This window comes from Motilimonas pumila, from assembly GCF_003596335.1.
GTDB lineage: Bacteria > Pseudomonadota > Gammaproteobacteria > Enterobacterales > CBDFNC01 > Motilimonas > Motilimonas pumila.
This window is the reverse complement of record NZ_QZCH01000001.1, coordinates 179817-197734: the sequence shown is the minus strand read 5'-3', so window position 1 is coordinate 197734 and position 17918 is coordinate 179817. Positions and strand designations below refer to the sequence as shown.

The 17918-nt window shown below is 46.8% G+C and carries 16 protein-coding genes; 10 read left to right on the top strand and 6 right to left on the bottom strand.

The annotated features are described in order from the left end of the window. Positions 1–14: 14 nt before the first annotated feature. Entirely contained in the window at positions 15–611 is a 597-nt protein-coding gene (locus D1Z90_RS00950) for an AhpA/YtjB family protein (protein WP_158587024.1), read from the bottom strand. 154 nt (positions 612–765) lie between these two features. Between D1Z90_RS00950 and serB the strand changes: the two genes are divergently transcribed. Then, entirely contained in the window at positions 766–1809 is a 1044-nt protein-coding gene (gene serB / locus D1Z90_RS21600) for a phosphoserine phosphatase SerB (RefSeq protein WP_232525174.1), read from the top strand. Positions 1810–1872: 63 nt separating this feature from the next. Here serB and D1Z90_RS00940 read toward each other — a convergent pair whose 3' ends face one another. Next, entirely contained in the window at positions 1873–4212 is a 2340-nt protein-coding gene (locus D1Z90_RS00940) for a PilZ domain-containing protein (RefSeq protein ID WP_147378718.1), read from the bottom strand. 152 nt (positions 4213–4364) lie between these two features. On the opposite strand from D1Z90_RS00940, the gene radA reads away from it, so the two are divergent. Continuing rightward, entirely contained in the window at positions 4365–5729 is a 1365-nt protein-coding gene (radA, locus tag D1Z90_RS00935; RefSeq protein ID WP_119908877.1) for a DNA repair protein RadA, read from the top strand. A gap of 140 nt (positions 5730–5869) precedes the next feature. Continuing rightward, positions 5870–6535 (top strand): hypothetical protein, encoded by a 666-nt coding sequence (locus tag D1Z90_RS00930; RefSeq protein ID WP_119908876.1) that lies wholly within the window; start codon positions 5870–5872, stop codon positions 6533–6535. A 476-nt stretch (positions 6536–7011) separates the two neighbouring features. Here D1Z90_RS00930 and D1Z90_RS00925 read toward each other — a convergent pair whose 3' ends face one another. Further along, a complete protein-coding gene (locus tag D1Z90_RS00925) occupies positions 7012–7491 on the bottom strand; it encodes a GNAT family N-acetyltransferase (RefSeq protein ID WP_119908875.1) in 480 nt (159 codons plus the stop codon). Between the two features lie 99 nt (positions 7492–7590). Continuing rightward, positions 7591–9594 carry an alkaline phosphatase D family protein gene (locus D1Z90_RS00920; RefSeq protein ID WP_119908874.1) on the bottom strand — a complete coding sequence of 668 codons (2004 nt, stop codon included), beginning with the start codon at positions 9592–9594 and terminating at the stop codon, positions 7591–7593. A 219-nt stretch (positions 9595–9813) separates the two neighbouring features. Here D1Z90_RS00920 and D1Z90_RS00915 point away from each other — a divergent pair, with 219 nt between their 5' ends. The 4 genes from D1Z90_RS00915 to D1Z90_RS00900 all read left to right on the top strand — a co-directional run bounded on the left by D1Z90_RS00915 (position 9814) and on the right by D1Z90_RS00900 (position 13902). Continuing rightward, the gene (locus D1Z90_RS00915; RefSeq protein WP_119908873.1) at positions 9814–10794 is read left to right on the top strand and encodes a 1-phosphofructokinase family hexose kinase; all 981 of its coding nucleotides are present in this window, start codon (positions 9814–9816) and stop codon (positions 10792–10794) included. A gap of 156 nt (positions 10795–10950) precedes the next feature. Next, positions 10951–11571, top strand: coding sequence for an NAD(P)H-dependent oxidoreductase (locus D1Z90_RS00910; protein ID WP_119908872.1), 621 nt, complete (start codon positions 10951–10953; stop codon positions 11569–11571). Then, positions 11568–13520, top strand: coding sequence for a monovalent cation:proton antiporter-2 (CPA2) family protein (locus D1Z90_RS00905; RefSeq protein WP_119908871.1), 1953 nt, complete (start codon positions 11568–11570; stop codon positions 13518–13520). The genes D1Z90_RS00910 and D1Z90_RS00905 overlap by 4 nt, the downstream gene beginning before the upstream one ends. 79 nt (positions 13521–13599) lie before the next feature. Continuing rightward, on the top strand, positions 13600–13902 hold the full coding sequence (locus D1Z90_RS00900) for an ArsR/SmtB family transcription factor (RefSeq protein WP_119908870.1): 303 nt from the start codon (positions 13600–13602) through the stop codon (positions 13900–13902). Between the two features lie 106 nt (positions 13903–14008). Here the strand turns inward: D1Z90_RS00900 and D1Z90_RS00895 are convergent, their stop codons facing one another. Then, positions 14009–14383: a PilZ domain-containing protein gene (locus tag D1Z90_RS00895; RefSeq protein WP_119908869.1), complete on the bottom strand. Its 375-nt coding sequence runs from the start codon at positions 14381–14383 to the stop codon at positions 14009–14011. Between the two features lie 263 nt (positions 14384–14646). Here D1Z90_RS00895 and D1Z90_RS00890 point away from each other — a divergent pair, with 263 nt between their 5' ends. From D1Z90_RS00890 to D1Z90_RS00880, 3 genes are all read left to right on the top strand, one after another. Further along, positions 14647–15765, top strand: coding sequence for an alkene reductase (locus D1Z90_RS00890; RefSeq protein ID WP_119908868.1), 1119 nt, complete (start codon positions 14647–14649; stop codon positions 15763–15765). A gap of 76 nt (positions 15766–15841) precedes the next feature. Continuing rightward, positions 15842–16723: a LysR family transcriptional regulator gene (locus tag D1Z90_RS00885; protein WP_119908867.1), complete on the top strand. Its 882-nt coding sequence runs from the start codon at positions 15842–15844 to the stop codon at positions 16721–16723. Positions 16724–16826: 103 nt separating this feature from the next. Further along, complete coding sequence (locus D1Z90_RS00880) at positions 16827–17075, top strand: hypothetical protein (protein WP_119908866.1); 249 nt, start codon at positions 16827–16829, stop codon at positions 17073–17075. Positions 17076–17115: 40 nt separating this feature from the next. Here the strand turns inward: D1Z90_RS00880 and D1Z90_RS00875 are convergent, their stop codons facing one another. Then, positions 17116–17772 (bottom strand): HAD family hydrolase, encoded by a 657-nt coding sequence (locus D1Z90_RS00875; RefSeq protein WP_119908865.1) that lies wholly within the window; start codon positions 17770–17772, stop codon positions 17116–17118. Between the last annotated feature and the right edge of the window lie 146 nt (positions 17773–17918).

Below are 17918 nucleotides of genomic sequence, written 5' to 3'. Positions count from 1 at the left end.
CGTCAAACCACTCTTTAAATGGCTCGGCTTTTGCGAGCCATTTCTGCTTTATGCATTACCTGTTGCCACCAGCGACGTTTTTTAGAAAGGTTGCGGGTAATTAAAAAACCGACCAAGAATGCAAGTACCAACATGGTTTTGGTGGAGCTGCGAGCTTGACTTTGGTAGTTGTTTATTTGCTGCAAAATTTTCCCTTGTTCAAGGGTCACCCTTAAGTAGCCAATTTTCTGTTTTTCTTGGTATAGCTCTGCCACGTAAGGAATGCGATTGTGCGCGGACTCTCGAGCGTCGCTTGACGACTTAACCGGTTTAATATGCAGTACTAGGTCGAGTGAGGCAGGATCTTCCGATTGATGAATGATCTCCCCCAAGTGATTATAAATGGTCGCGTCTCGGACCAAAGGGTCAGCGGCGAGGCTGGCCACTAAACGGTCAAGCTCTTCGGTTTGTTCATTTTGTAAAAATGTAGCGGCGTCTTGAGCAGCGCGGCTGGTGAGCGTTGAACCAAACATTTGGGTTTGCTCGGTGCGGCTTTTCGACGCGAGGTAGTTTAAGTCGACATTTAAATAAATGATGTAGCCTAACAATACTAAGGCTAACAATAATTGCATTGCACGCCATATATATAGGTGTTTTTGTCTAAATTTAATCGCCATATCATCCCTCGCGATACTGCTGCTGACTCATATTGGGGCTTGCAAAGGCAAAAAGCAATGGTATCTTTGCGTTCTATTTCAGCAATTTTCAACAAAGCAGGGAAGTATTGTGAAACAGTTACAAGAAGTCAAAGTGACACAATTGCCAGAAAGCCTTATTCAATGGAAGACGTTATTGGTTGAGCAGCTTGGTCCGTTTGATGGCTTATTATTTCAAAATAAAACCATTCATGCTGTGACCGACAACGATTATCAAAGCCAACAAGAGTTGGTATTGATTGGTAAACACTTGTCTGCTGGTACCGTTATTCAACTGGCGAGCATTTTACAACAAAACAATATCGATAGCGTATTTGCTGCAGCCCCAAAGCATGTTGCCGGTGTGACGTGTATTCGTTTGAGCTTGAGCCAAGTTCACTCAGACAGCAAAGCCTTAATTGCTGATTTTTGTCAGGCCAACGATATTGACTTTGCCATGCAAGCTCAATTACCCGATTTTAGCCAGCCCGGTTTAGTCTTAATGGACATGGACTCAACCACCATTCAAATTGAGTGTATTGACGAAATTGCGCGTCTTTATGGGGTCGGAGAGCAAGTTTCGGCGGTAACCGCGCGCGCCATGAACGGTGAGCTGGACTTTAATGAAAGCTTGTACAGCCGTGTGGCTCTGCTTGATGGTATGCCAACGGATATTTTGAATAAAGTGATAGCGGAAATGCCCTTGATGCCAGGCTTACAAGACCTGATTGCAGGCTTGAAAGCGGCGGGTTGGAAAGTGTGTATTGCTTCTGGCGGCTTCACGTATTTTGCGCAGGCACTGCAACAGCAACTTGGATTTGACCAAGTTTTTGCCAATACGCTTGAGCTGAATGGCGATAAGCTAACAGGTAAAGTGCTTGGTGAAGTGGTTGACGCTAGCGTAAAAGCGCGCATTTTAGGCGAGTTGGCCGAGCAATATGGCATTGATGCAAGCCAAACGGTCGCTATAGGCGATGGCGCTAACGACCTTAAAATGATGCAAAAATCGGCCTTGGGCATTGCGATTCACGCCAAGCCTATTGTGCAACAACAAGCGGCAGTGTCGATTAACCAGTTAGATCTGGAAGCGGCGTTAGCCATTTTGACGTCGACCACTGCGAGTCAGTGGGCATAATCTGATGCATTGACTTACTGCTAACCATAGTGGGCAGTAAGTCACTTCCTTTAAGAGGTAATGTTAACGGTTGGTCAAACCCAAGCGTTGTAAAGTTGCCGTCGTGGTGTCGGTAAGCTCAACCACGGCATTAATGGCCCACAATTCTTCTTCTATTTTCTTGGCTTTATGAATAGCGTATTGAGCGATGTAATCGAGCTCTCTGGAAATACTGCTGATATCTGGTTTACCTACTTTTGAAATGTGCACTTGCACTGAGAAAAAGTGACCATTTTTCATTGCGCTGGCTACAAATGCTTTGCGTTCATTATCATCTGCAAAAGCACTGCTCAGCGCGCGCCTGGCTTCTACCTTGTTGGTTTTCTGTAAGCTGATAAATAATTCCACTTGTTGTGGTCTGGCTTCTTCTTCCATTTCTTTAATGCGATTTATCACCACTTTATCCAAATGATGATCGCCAAAGACAGGTGTTAAGTTGAAACTGCCTCGACCCGTATTCATCACAGATAACAGAGGGGTAAGGCTATTTCCTGCCGGGGTGATGGCAAGTTTACTGATGTCAAAATGCCCTTGCTGGCGCCGCACAAATGCCGCCGACGATAGAAAGTGGTGACAGCACAAGTGGCGTAAGGCCAATTCAAGACCCGGTTTAGGCAGCTTTTCTACTGATTCACTGAGCTTGCCTGGGTTGCTTTCAATCAAAAGGTTAAAGAACTCAGTACCCGTATGGCTTTGCTCTTTATGATCAACGCTCAAGTGTAAAATAGTACGCGCTGGGTTAAAGCCCACGACTTGATAAGGCATTTTATCCAGGGTCATGGTTTTAGTCAGTTTTTGCAGTTTTGGCAAATTCACGAGCACCTTGTCACCTTTGTCGACTTGCAGCGCTTGAGCCAAAGCGATTTTTAAGCCTCGAGATGAAAAGTCTTGGGTACTGCCCTCCATGTGCTGATTTTTAAAGCTGGCAATGACGTCTGTGCTGTAGTGGTAGCGCTTTTCTTGGCGCTGCTGTACAAACTTAAACGGTAACTGCTCAAATCTGTCGTCATGGCTGCTAATAAAGCGATTGAGCTTATTGGCGCTTTTAATGTCTGGTTGTAATTGCTGGTAACTTTTTTGCTGACGGGTATCCGTTATGTCGGTCAATAAACCCACAAAATCGACCTCTTGCGCTTTCTCTAGAGCAATACGAGAAACGTCTTGCGGGTTATTTTCGGTGAATTGCTGGCCAAGGATACGCGTATCTGCCGCGGTGACTTTGAGCTTGTATACTCGCCACGACGTTTTACGCGCGCCATAGGCCAGAAATAAAGTGCGTAAGTTAGCCGCTAACAGTTCATCTGCGGTCGCAGAAAAGAAGTAGGCACAATCTTCTGTACGATGAGTGAAGCTGTAGATCAAGGTTTCTTTGACGTCACCCGGCAAAGCCAAAACTTCTGCCATGCGCGCAGGAGACAACAGCCTGCTTAAACAATTCTTGGCGTTTTCATCACGCCAGTACTCAATAATATGCAGGTTGTTTTTATTGTATAAAACGCTTTCAAGTTTGATATCAAGCAGCTGGCTAAAAAACACAGGCAGGCCCTGCATCAAAGGCAGGTAATACTGCTCATAACCTTTCATTACCACGCTTTTGGTGAGGTTGTCGGTATTAATTTTATACCTGTGCTTGTTGCCTTGAATAAAACCTTCAATGAAGTTGTCAAAACGGCTGCCTTGTTGAGTGCGGCATAACCGTAAAATCAGCACTTCTTTGGTTTTATCTTGGCCGACCACCCGATAGGGCACTGGGGTTTTTACTTCTGGCCCGCTGAATTCTTTTTGTAACCCTTTAAAGACAATCTGAATATCTGAGCCCGTGACCGCTTTTGTGTCGAGTGGTACTTTTACTCTTAAGCCCGTGGTAGAAATATCCAAAGTGGTAGCCTTGAGAGTTTGCTCTTTATCCAGCTGTAAAACCACAGGGATGGCAAAGTGCATGCGCTCTGCACCTCTGGCATGGGTTCGGGCGAAACTTAAATAGGCCGCTTGTAAAATGTCTTTATGGGCAGCAGGCGCTGCGGCCGTTGTTGCTTGTCGCTTTTGGTTCACAACCGCTTCATATACGCCCATGGTATAGGTGCCGCGATAGTTTTTTAACTGCTTTTCAAACGTTTTGATCGCGACAGCGTCAAGAAAGTGGCGTTGATTGCCGTGTTTGTACTCTGCAGCGCTTGGCTGTTTATTTCTGAGGTCGATAATTCGTGCGCAGGGGGAGGCCAAGCGATTGAGCTCCATTTTGATTAAGAACTTAGTGTTGGTACTTTCGCCAAATAGCACTCGATCCAACAGGTCTGTGAAGTCTGACTCTGTCATCAAGGAGATTAACTGCTCAATTTGTGGTCGATATAATTCTAAATCCATGGGCTCTTTAATAAAGGCTGTTATTGTTTTAACTGGCAGCACATTTTGCCGTATTAGGTCAGTTTACCTGCTTGTTCTGGCGCTGACAGTCGCTTTTTTTGATTATTGCGTAGTATCATACAAAAAACGTGCCCAACCTGAACGAGACAAAAATGGCGAAAGCGAAAACAGCATACGTATGTAGTGAATGTGGCTCAGAATTTTCACGCTGGCAAGGTCAGTGCAATGATTGTAAAGCGTGGAATACTATTTCTGAAATAAGATTAGCGCCAGCCAAAACCAGCCATCAGCCGACTCGCCAAGGTTACGCGGGGGCAACTCAAACCCAGGTACAAACCTTAAATACCATCTCTTTGGAAGACCTTCCACGCTTTAGCAGTGGCTTTAAAGAGCTTGACCGAGTGTTAGGGGGAGGCATAGTACCGGGCAGTGCTATTTTGATTGGTGGTAACCCTGGCGCGGGTAAAAGTACCTTGTTACTGCAAACCATGTGTCATTTAGCGCAAAGCATGAGCGCGCTATACGTGACGGGTGAAGAATCATTGCAGCAAGTGGCCATGCGCGCTAAGCGTTTAGGTTTGCCGAATGACAAATTAAAAATGTTGTCAGAAACCAGCGTAGAGAATATTTGTAATTTGGCCGAGCAGGAAAAACCGCAAATCATGGTCATTGACTCGATTCAAGTGATGCATGTTGCTGAAGTGCAAAGTGCGCCAGGAAGCGTGTCGCAAGTGCGAGAAGCAGCGGCCTATTTAACCCGTTTTGCCAAGCAAACTGGGGTGGCCATTTTCATGGTGGGACACGTCACAAAAGACGGTTCGCTGGCTGGCCCTAAGGTATTAGAGCACTGTATTGATTGTTCCGTATTGCTTGACGGTGATGCAGACTCCCGATATCGCACCTTGCGAGGCCATAAAAACCGGTTTGGCGCGGTTAATGAGTTAGGCGTATTTGCAATGACAGACAAAGGCATGCGCGAAGTGAGTAACCCTTCGGCCATCTTTTTATCTCGAGGTGAAGAGAATACATCTGGTTCAGTGGTGATGGTTATTTGGGAAGGTACCCGTCCGTTGTTGGTGGAAATTCAAGTGCTGGTTGATTATTCTCAGCTTGGTAACCCAAGGCGAGTAGCGGCGGGCACAGAGCAAAACAGGTTATCCATCTTGTTGGCGGTATTACATCGACACGGCGGTTTGCAAATGGCGGATCAGGACGTGTTTGTGAACGTGGTGGGAGGGGTAAAAGTCACCGAAACTAGCGCCGATTTGGCCCTACTGATGGCTTTAGTGTCCAGTTTTCGCGATCAAGCGTTATCGCAAGATTTAGTGGTGTTTGGCGAAGTGGGCTTATCGGGCGAAATTCGGCCAGTACCCAGTGGTCAAGAGCGAATCATTGAAGCGGCGAAGCATGGCTTTAAGCGCGCCATTGTGCCACTGGCTAATGTACCGAAAAAGCCGATTGAAGGCATGGAAGTCATTGGCGTGAAAAAGCTCAGCGATGCCTTAGAAGTGTTGTAGACGCTCACTTTACCTCTTTCCTCTCGTTGTAAATGGGCTGCTCATAGCAGCCCTTCATCCTACTTGGTCATATAAGCGCTAAACTAACAAGACAGCCTTATGGTTTCTCTATTTTAGAGGCCTGAACGGGAGGTCATGATATGGACCGTATCTTTTTATTTATTACTTGCATTGGATTAGCTGCCTTGAGTGTTTTTTTCTGGCTTCAGAATGGTCAGCTACAAGAAGACATTGACGAGGTGAAAAGCTTGCATGATATTGCCATTACCTCAACACTGTTGACCGAAACCACAGAGTTTACCTTCATGAAAATCAGTAATGAATACGTTTACCTGATGGACCAAAAAGGCAAAGCGCTCGCGAAGGCAACGGCCATGAAAGTCAGTAAAAGTGCTCGTTGGAAAGCCTTGTATAAGTGGCGTTATAACTTTCACTTTGGCTTTTATGTTAAGCAAGGTTGGCAATGGTGTATTAAGGTTGACCAAGCAAAAGGAGAGGTGACCTTAAACGCCCCTTTAGTCACTCAACTGAATACGTCAGATGCATCGCCAAAGTTGATGGAAATTCTAAATGGTGGGGTCAGAAAAACCCAACTTGCGGCGGATAAATGGATCCAATTACACGCCAACAAAGCCATTAAAAAGACGGCGGACGTGTATTTGCAAAATGCCACAGTGCAAAGTTCGGTGCAAAAGTCTCTTGCCACCTTTTTTCAAGATATTTTAAATGACGCGCACCCTGACGCAAACCCAGTGCGAAAGGTGGTGGTTAATAGCGTAGCTCACAGCCAGTGCGATGATGGCTAGCTAACCCCCAAGTATCTTGAGGCATTTATATGGCGTGATTCAATGCGAACCCGCTACGTAGGGTAAGCAGGGGATGGTTAATAGCTTAGCTCACAGTCAGTCGGTGATGGCCAGCTACCCCCCCCCAAGTATCTCGAGGCATTTATATGACGTGATTCAATGCTAACCCGCTACGTAGGGTAAGCAGGGGATGGTTAATAGCGTAGCTCACAGTCAGTCGGTGATATATAGCTACCCCCTCAAGCATCTCGTAACTGCTTATAAGGCATGTTAAATGACGACATCCAATACTACGCGCTACGCAGGTGATGGTTAATAGCGTAGCTCACAGTCAGTCGATGATGGCTAGTTAATCTCTCGCTACCATTTTATGGCATTTTAAATAACGACAGTTCTATGCCGATGACTATGCGGGGAGCGGGTTTATAACGAAGCTAAAAGCCGGTGTTACTGTCATCGCGAGTCGTGAAAGCCCTTTAGTTGTTGGCAACCATTTTACGCATTTTGCGCCCACCCACCGCTTGATAATGATGACGTTGATAGAAAGCGAGTGTGTTGTCAAACGCTGGCAACGGCGGTGTGCAAAGCTCAATGGCACGCCAACCTTGAACGTCGGCTATCTGTTCTATCTTGACTAAAAGCTGCTGTCCAAGTTGCTGGCTGCGATAAGTCGGTTCGACATACAGTTCTTGAATAATACCCATCTCACCCTTTACATAAAGGGCAAACGTGGTCGCATAGCTGGCCATTGCGACCACAACACCATCAGTTTCTGCTAGTAAGACGTTGAGCTGCCCCTGGCTGAGCAATTGTTCGCAACACTCGCATGTGGCCTTAATATCATTGTCAAAGTGGTCAATTTGGGCTCGTTCACCAATCTCAGTCGTGAGTTGGCACACTAATTTTGCGATAACCGCGGCGTCTTCGCTTGTCGCCAGTCTAAAGCTAAAGTCCATTTCTTTTCATCATGCTAACGGCTTGATTCCACAAATTATCAAGCCGGGTGGATGAATGCAATCGAGCACCTATTTGGGGGCCTAAAGCGGTAAGGAGGATCACTCCCAGCGGCCCTCGTCTTCTTTTATTTCAAACGTGATTTTATCGCCTCGGGTGGTCCATTGTTGTACTTTTATCGGCGAGCCGTCGTCACTGAGATTGACATAGCCAATGCCAGAAGCATTCACCAAGCGTTCTCCACTGGCACCTTTACTGGGCTTATGTGGAGTAATACGCATACGCCGGCGCCGGGTGAACCAGTTTAAGGGGGAGTAGGGTGCGTAGAGCCAACGGTTAAGGCGGTCTAGCACTTCGAGCAAGGGCCCTGGAAACTCATTTTTGATGCCACTGCTGGTAATTTGCCAGATATGCGGACTTTGCTGCTGGTCTTTGAGGTGAATGCTGTAAGCAAATGAGTAATGCACATCGCCGGATAAAATCACAAAATTTTGCGGCGTTTTTGAATGGCGAAACATGTTTAGCAAGGTATTGGCGGCGCCGGGGTGCGCCATCCAGTTTTCGGCGTCAATCATTAATGGCTGGCCGCACCAAGTAAATACTTTTTGAATCACTTCTATTAGCTTAACCCCAAATATGGGGGCGGGGGAAACCAAGATGACTGCGTCTTTACCCAGTAATGTTTGCTGTAAATCGGTCAATGATTCCCAGTCCATTAAGCCTGATGGCGAATGAATATTGCGCTCCGAGCGCCAACGATGGGTGCGGGTATCGAGCACCACAAGCGCTGGCGTTGTGGGCCATTGATAATGCCATTGATGAAAATGAATCAGCTGCTGAATAAAGGCGTCATGGCTATCTTTTCCGGGAGCGGAAAGGGTCTCGCCAAGTTGTTGCATTACTTCATCTGAAAAGTGCTCTGGGGCATTCCCCCAGCCTTGGCACAATAGGTAGCCGATCATGGCGTTGCCTAAAATTCGCTTGGAAAAGGCCTGGCCGTATGCCGCGAGCTCCCAGCCCGCAGTCAGGTTCCAATCATCGGTAACGTCGTGGTCATCAAAAATCATGGCGCAAGGCAAGTGGGCCATCACCCTTTGCACTTGGGGTAAGCCAGCAATGAATTGGCGAATGACTGCTTGTTCTTGATTGAACAGTTGTTGTTGCTCTGAGGTGAGTGAGGATGGCATCTGTATATCAACCAACTGCCATGGGTTTGGTGACCATACCAATAGATACATAGCTAATACTTCAGCCAGAGAAATAAGGTGATTATCGGCGTTATCAGAAGTGAATACCGGTTTTTCCACTGAGCGAAACAAGGCATTAACCGCTTTTTTGGTATGCGTGCTCGTGTGTTCGCAGCCGGGCAGCAAGTCTGCTCGTTGGCAATAGTGCTGTTTTTGCTCATGTAACTCGCAGGAGTCCAGCACGTTGGCGCCATTAAAACGCTCGTCATATATACCCAAACGCTGAATGAGCTGATGACACGCCACTAACATTGGCGTGGCGACATCATCGGCATAAACCTGATCGCCGCTTTGCATCAGTAGTGACGGCCAATCTTGCGGTACCGCTATGTCTGAGGGTTGTGCTTGCCATTGATGAATAAGCTGGGTTAATGCGTCATCTGCGATCACTAAACCGTCGCCACTGTCAAAGTGCGGCTTTCGGCAAGATCCATGCAACATATGAGAAACGTTGGGGGCGATGACAAAGCCTGGGCTATTTTGCTCAGGGTAATTGAGCTGCCCAGCCCAATCTTGCCAACCTTGGCTCGATTTAGCTTCAGATGACGAACCTTGCGACGTGGTTACTTGATTTTTAGGTGTCAGTTGTAAGTCGTAATTTATCCATACTTGTGTTGGTAAAGTGCTGGCTAATGGAATATCCAGCAAATAGAAGAAAAGGTGTTCTCCTGCGCGCAGCTGGTGGCTATTTTTCATCATCGCCGCGTTGTCGATAGTACTAGGCTCTGCACCAACGGGTTGCAGGTTTAAGGCTACCTCAACCGGTTCAGTAGTGGCGAGCCATATCGTTAGCCGTTGGCTGGTGATGCGCCGTAAAATAGGCCCTGCAAGCACAAGAGGCAAGGATGGTTCTGACATATATGACGCTTCCTAGGGTGTTTGAGTGATTGTACTGAGCATATTCCGCTTTGCTCAAAGCTATTTGCAAAGCTTTACTTACACCGCATTAGTTTTACTATAGCTAACTTGGTTGGGCGGTGATAATACCGTGAGTTTGCTTGGTCATTACACTCTGCTTTTCACTACCGTTATCCATCACCTGACCGCCAGCTATTAGCCCAAAAAGAGTGCACATTAATGATCTATACCTTAACCATGAACCCCGCCCTTGATCTTGAAATGCACATTGACCATTGGCCGCAAAATGAGGTTGCTCGCGCGAAATACAGCCAAGTAGACGTGGGTGGCAAAGGGTTTAATGTATCACGCATGCTGACGCAGCTTGGCGTAAGTAACACAGCACTTGGCATCGTGGGTGGCTTTAATGGCGCTAAAGCAGAACGGAGCTTGTGTCAGCAGGGAGTACAGGTTGACTTGTTAAAGGTCGCGTCAGAAACTCGTACCAATGTGAGCTTGGTGAATACGCAACAACAACAGCACTTCAAAGTAAACCAAGCCGGTGAGGCCATTGCACATGAGGATATGGTTCAGCTACACCAGTTATTAGATAAACATTTAAAAGCGGGAGATTGGTGGGTACTGGCGGGCAGCTTACCTGTTGGGGTTGAGCCTGATTTTTATGCTCAATTGATCGTAAAGATAAAGCAAGCGGGGAGCCAAGTCATTTTGGATACCAGTGGGGAAGCGTTGACCCTTGGTTGTCAGGCGGCTCCAGACCTTATCAAACCTAACTTGGCTGAAATGACAACGTTACTTGGGCAAGGACAAGCAAACTCACTTATTCGCAGCACTGAAAATGCATGCTTGAACGCCGATAGCGAGCCAATGCTAAGCATTGAGGCTATTTCACGTATCGCACCTACTTTACTTACATTGGGGCCAGCCCAAGCGATAGTATCACTTGGCGCAAACGGGGCGCTCATGGTCACAGCGGAGTCTGTTGATCATTATCCGGCGCACACGGTCAAAGAGGCCAACCCTATTGGGGCTGGAGATGCGATGGTAGCAGGTTTGGTATGGCGCTTAAGTGAAGGCGATGAGTTAGCTGCTGCAGTTACGTATGCAATGGCCTGCGGCGGCGCTACCGCAAGTCTAGCTGGGACGACAATGGCTAGCGCGAAGCAGATAGCGAAGCTGTTGCCACCGCCGACCCATTAGGGCTTGGTTGAGAACTTAAACTGAATCACGTACTGACAGCTCCGAGAAAAGATAAACAGTGAATTACTGCTCTTTTTGGCGAGCTTTGTGCTTTAATTTCAAGATGATAGTTTGGTCTTTATTGCGCGTTCGACGCGCTGAAATGTTGAGGACGTTATGAGTAGCCAACGAGTTTTAGTGTTATACGCTCACCCTGCCAATCATCGCTCGGAAGTCAACCTGCCATTATACGAAGCGGCTTGTCAGGTGCCGGGCGTCACTTGCATTGATTTATATTACCAATATCCAACGTTAAACATTGACATTGACCGCGAGCAGCAACGTTTGTTAGAGCATGACGTCGTGGTTTTTCAATTTCCTATGTATTGGTATTCCACTCCTGCCATTCTCAAAGAGTGGCAAGACTTGGTGTTGGAGTATGGCTTTGCTTATGGTACCCAGGGAACCAAATTAAACGATAAATTGTTTTTGTGTGCGTTAACCGCAGGGGGGCATGAGGATGCCTATCAAACCCAAGGTTACAACCATTTTACCGTGCGTGAATTGATGTACCCATTAGAGCAAATGGCAGCCTTAACGGGTATGCGCTATTTACCGCCGTTTGCCTTGTTTGGTGCCAGAACGGCACTTGAAGAGGAGCGTATTGGCGCCCATGTGACACGTTGGCAACAGCTTCTTAAAGCCTTGGTTGATGGCAAAATTAATCAGCGAAAAGCCTATAAAGCAGAGAAGCTGAATCATTATTTATCCGAGTTAGACGCGGCGGGGGATTTATGACCATTTACTTTCTACAAGCGTTCATTTACCTCGTTGCTGCGGTCATTGCGGTTCCTGTTGCCAAACGCTTGGGCCTTGGCTCGGTCTTGGGGTATTTGATCGCAGGGGTCATTATTGGTCCTGTGGCGGGCTTAGTGGGTGATGAAACTACCACCATTCAGCATTTTGCTGAGTTTGGCGTGGTTATGATGCTGTTTCTGGTTGGCTTAGAGCTTGAGCCTAAAATGCTATGGGCAATGCGTAATCGTTTGATGGGGTTGGGTGGTTTGCAAGTAGTAGGCAGCGCTGCCGCTGTAATGGCGATAGCGCTGGCGTTTGGACAACCGGTTTCTATCGCTTTAACCATTGGTTTAATTTTCGCATTGTCTTCCACCGCGATTGTGCTGCAAACCTTTAATGAAAAGGGGCTAACCAAGACAGAAGGCGGTAAAAATGCCTTTTCTGTTTTGCTATTTCAAGATATTGCAGTGATCCCTATGTTGGCTTTTATTCCGTTGTTAGCACTGCCTGAGTTGGTTGAAAAAGCTCAACAAGCGGTGGGTAATGCAGCTGAACACCACGAAGAATTTAGCTTGGTAGCGCACCTGCCGGGCTGGGCTTACGGACTTGTTATTTTAGCGTCGATTGCCGTAGTGGTGGCAGGGGGGCATTACTTAAGTCGTCCATTATTTCGTTTTGTGGCGAGCTCAGGTTTAAGGGAAATTTTTACTGCAACGGCGTTGATGTTAGTGGTAGGCATCGCGGCGCTGATGAGCCTGGTCGGGCTATCGCCTGCCCTAGGCACTTTTTTAGCAGGCGTTGTGCTAGCAAACAGTGAGTTTCGTCATGAGCTAGAGTCGAATATAGACCCCTTTAAAGGTTTATTATTAGGGCTGTTTTTTATCACAGTAGGGGCAGGTATCGACTTTGGCATCTTGTCCGAACAGCTGATAGTGATCATTTTACTGACCTTAGGGGTGATGCTACTCAAAGCCTTAGTGTTATTGGCTCTGAGCTTTATTTTCGGCATTAAAGGCAGCGACCGCTGGTTATTTGCATTAAGTTTGGCGCAAGCGGGTGAGTTTGGGTTTGTATTACTGAGCTTTAGCATGCAGCAGCACGTGTTGCCGTTAGAATTAGCGCAAACGTTATCGTTAGTGGTGGCGTTATCTATGTTCTTAACGCCGGGCTTATTTATCTTGTTTGACAAGGTAATTTTGCCAAAGTTTGAAGCCAACTCAAACGAGCGAGAAGCCGATACTATAGAAGAGAAAGGCACGGTAATCATTGCCGGTATTGGTCGTTTTGGCCAAATTATTAACCGTTTGTTGGTGGCTAATGGCATCCATACCGTGGTGCTCGACCATCAGGCAGATCAAGTCGATGCTCTCAGACGCTATGGCGCAAAAGCGTATTTCGGTGATGCGCTGCGACCGGAGTTACTCCATACCGCAGGCGTAGAAGAAGCGGCTATGGTGGTGGTGGCCATCGATAGCCGAGAATCGAGTATTGAGTTGGTGAAGTACTTGAAACACACGTATCCTCATCTGAAAGTGCTGGCCCGTGCGTTTGACCGTGGGCATGGGTATTTACTGCGTAGCGCAGGGGCTGATTATATTGAGTCAGAAACTTACCATTCTGCGCTGCAGGTGGGTGGACAAGCTCTGCGGGAGCTGGGCTTTCACCCATTTTTTGTCGAGAAACAAATTAATATTTATCACGAGTTAGACGATAAAGCTTCTGATGTGCTTTACCATGCTTGGCAGGATGACAGTGAAGGTGAGCGTTTTGACAATAATTACCGCCAGCTGTTTATGGATCTTGAAGATAATATTAAGTCTGCCGTGCAACAGGACAGGTTTGGCAAATTTGCGAGTACAGACCGCCACTGGACGCCGCCACCAAAAGGCTACGCTGATGACTTTGATGACGACAATGAAGCCGGTGCTGGGTCGACTGAAAAGACTTAGGTGAAGTGCGCATTCCCTGATATGACAAATAGAATATCATTCTGGTAATATCGAAATGTTATTGATTGGAGTGAAGTAAATGCAGATAGAAAGTGTGGCTAAAGCGTTAAAAGAGTTAGGCCATCCTACTCGCTTGTTAATTTTTAAGCGCCTTGTGAAGTCGGGTCACCAAGGCATCGCTGTGGGCCAAGTGCAGCAGGAACTTGATATTCCTGGCTCTACTTTATCTCACCATATTTCAAGTTTGGCCTCTGCTGGTTTAATTAAACAACGACGAGAAGGCCGTACGCTGTTTTGCGTGGCACAATTTGCAGAGCTTAATCAGGTTATTGCATTCTTACAAGATGAATGTTGCTTGGATGAAAGTGAGGCTGTGTCATAAGGCTTATTGGTTTTTCCGGACACTTTTTTAGGTATATAAACGCCCGCTCACTGGGTTAGGTGAGTGGGCGTTTTATTTGCAAAGAAAGCTAAATACAGAAAGTTGATCAGCTTTGATTGTGGTGAGTGAGCTCATCAATCTCCCGGTTCAGTAAGCTTTCATCGCCAATATTTAACTGTACTAAGCGTTTTAAGTGACTCGCGGTTTCGATGTCGGTGCTGATATTTTTCAAGCCTAAGTGGTCTTTGTGCTGGTGGCACATAGCAACCGCTAAATTGAGTTCAATGTCGCTGTCGCCCAGCTTAAATTGCAGTTGCAGTGATGACGGCGCTTCGCTAGGCCAGTCTGTGGGTGTCTCAACTAATGCTCCTTTCAGAGATAAGTCTAATAGATTGGTTGACCAATGTTGCTCTCCTGCTACGAGATGAGCGGTGGCTTGGTATAAAATTCGCGAAAACTTACGGCGCTCTGACTCCGACATATTCAGTCTCTTTTTGTTATTTTAGCAATACCTTGAGACTAGCCGTTTTAAGCGGGGATTTCATGCTCTGTTTTCAATGTTACGATAACTTGTGAAATTCTGCACAAGTGTAAAGCCGAGGCATCATGACGAATGATAATGCTGGGTGAATAAATTGAGACGAATAATAGCTATTTTTGACAAAAGTTATTTGTGATTTTCAGTCTTCGTTACAGGGGGCTGTCTTGCTACTATAATTGACCTAAATATCAGGAGGTCGCAACATGTCTCTTTCACTTTTTCAACCTGTCACAATGGCTAACTTTGAATTGAAAAATCGCATTGTAATGCCACCCATGACGCGCTCAAGGGCATCACAACCCGGAGATGTAGCCAATGAAATGATGGCCACTTATTACGCACAGCGTGCGAGTGCAGGGCTAATTATCTCAGAAGGTACGCAAATCTCTGCTACAGCCAAAGGCTATGCTTGGACTCCTGGTATATATACGGAAGCGCAGATAGCGGGGTGGCGCAAAGTCACCAATGCAGTTCATCAAGCTGGCGGCGTCATGTTCGCTCAGCTTTGGCATGTTGGCCGTGTTACTCATCCAGATAACATTGGTGGTGAACAACCTATATCGTCTTCGGCTGTTGCCGCAAAAGGGGTCAAGGTGTTCATTGATAATGGCAGTGCAGAGCCTGGCTTTGTTGATGTGACCGAGCCCAGAGCCATGACCCATGATGATATAAATGATGTAATTGTTGAGTTTAAGCAAGCGGCATTAAATGCCATAAGGGCTGGATTTGATGGGGTTGAACTACATGGTGCTAATGGTTATTTAATTAACCAGTTCATTGACTCGCAAGCCAATCATCGCAACGACGAATACGGTGGCAGTTTGGATAATCGACTCAGGTTTCTCGACCGTGTGGTTGGGGCACTAGTGGAAGCCGTTGGGGCAGAGCGTGTTGGTGTGAGGCTGGCGCCTTTGACGACCCTCAATGGCACGGTAGATGATGATCCTGAAACCACTTATGTGGCAGCTGCTGAATTGTTAAATCGCCATTGTATTGCTTACTTGCATATTGCTGAAGTGGACTGGGATGATGCTCCCGACACTCCGAAAAGCTTTAAACAAGCTTTGCGCAAAGCATTTAAAGGCACCTTGATCTATGCGGGCAGGTACCAAGCTGACTCAGCACAAGCAGCCATCGACGAAGGCTTGGCTGACTTAGTTGGTTTTGGGCGGCCTTTTGTAGCAAACCCCGATCTCCCTGCACGAATGGAGCACGGCTTGCCGTTAGCGCAACACGATCCCAACACCTTATTTGGCGGGGCTGAACAAGGGTTAATTGATTACCCGACTTATGAAATGGCGGGCTCTGAGGCTCCTCGTTAATATAATCAGAAAGTTTTTTGCTCTAAAAGCGAGTATGTTAGCTATATTATTGTGAAATTCACAAAGGTAATTCAGTATGCGTACTCGCTCGGATGATCTTGCCATCTTATTGGCTGTTGTTGATTGCGGCGGCTTTAGTGCCGCTGCGAACACCCTTAATATTCAAGTCGCCAGGGTGTCTCGAGCGGTGACTAAGGTTGAACAACAACTTGGCGCCAGCATTTTAAATCGCACTACCCGGCGGATTGAAGTCACCGAAGAAGGCCGCGAGTTTGTAGCAAGCGTGAGAGCCGGCTTAAATCAACTTAGCCAAGCTGAAAGTGACATAGTTAGTCGTGGTGAGCGCCCTGCAGGCCGTTTGCGAGTCGATGCCGCAAGCCCCTTTGTGTTGCATCAATTGGTGCCTTTGGTTGCCTCTTTTAAGCAAGCCTTTCCTGATATTGAACTGCAAATTAGCTCTAATGAAGCTTTCACGGATTTACTTGAAAAACACACTGATGTGGCAATCCGCATTGGCCAGCTTTCGGACTCCAGTTTACACGCTAGGTTATTAGGAAAAAGTGAGTTATTCATCGTCGCCGCGCCAGAGTATCTGGCGAACAAGGGTTATCCCAAAGACTATCAAAGCTTGTTACAACATGACTTGATTGGCTTTGCCGATATGCCAACCCTTAACATTTGGCCATTCCCCGCCGCGAAAGTCATCACCCCGAATATTGCCGCCAGCAACGGGGAAACTATTCGTCAGCTGACACTCGCCGCTAATGGCATTGCTTGTTTATCGGGTTTTATGGTTCGACAAGATTTAACTGCGGGGCGTTTAGTGGCTTTACTGGAACCGCAGAAGTTAACAAATACAGGCAGAGAGCCGGTAAACGCCGTATATTACCGCTCTTCTGCTGTTGCAAAGCGGATATCCGCGTTTATTGATTTTATTTCGCCGCGCCTATCATTATAAACCCGAAAGACCTCAGACCTTGATGGTTAAACTCATGGCTGGGTATGTTAACTTTGGCTGAAATCCGTATAGTAGGCAAAAAATTGTTTATGGAAGTTAATATATGATCCAAGATCCAAACGTCATCGACTCCCTCGAGGAGCTAGAAACATTCTTATTGATTGTGGAAAGCGGCAGCCTAAAGTTACAAGACGTGGCGGGTATTGCCCTAGCCGTTAATAATGCTGACGGCAAGCCTTTTGTTGCTGTACTTGATAGTAAGCACCAACTGTTACTGGGCCGCTGGGTATCGCAACACGTTTATGACAATGGCAAAGATTTGGTTCGAAATGGGCCTTCGCGCCAACACTAAGTTTGCCGGCTCATGAGCCGAAATGAGGGAGCCAGTTGTTTTACCCCGTTTGTTGCAAATGAGTCAGCACGTGCGCCAGAGAGGGCATCACCTGGTGGCCAAGGGCCAGTACTTGCTCATTTGGTGCTACTAAATCGGGAATTTGAAAGGTGGTCATTTGCGCAGCAACAGCAGCACGTACGCCATTGTTTGAGTCTTCAAACGCAATGCAATGTTGCGGTGACACGCCAAGACGTTTAGCTGCCAATAAATAAATGTCTGGTGCAGGTTTACCGTGCGCAACTTCGCAGCCCGTAGTGACATTAACAAAGTAAGGCGCTAGTCCCGCTAAACGTAATTTGATGTTGGCCACTTCATTAGCGGTCGAGGTGGCAACTGCGATAGGTATACTTTGCTGTTGTAGCCAAGTCAGTAATGCAATAACTCCCGCTTTTACCGGAATGGCCTGATGTTTAACCACGGCATCATAACGTTCTCGCCATGCTTGGTGTAAGGTGTCATAGTCAATCAAGCTGTCGTAACCTGCGCGCAGCCCTTGTTCTACACCTTTGGCATTGCAGCCAATCACACTCAAGTAGGTTTGCTCTAAAAAGGGCACGTCACAAGCATCGCAAGCTTGTTTAAACACTGTCATGCAGACGCGCTCGGTATCGAGTAATAACCCGTCCATATCAAAAATTGCGGCTTGCACATTCATCGTTCACATTCACACGTTGGCAGCTATTAATGGCGGCTATGCTAGCAAGACTCATAGCTGGCGTCACCATTAGTCGAGAGCTTTATTTAAGGAAACCATAAACTCGCACCATAATTTACTTTGATAAAAACACAAAAAAGCCACTG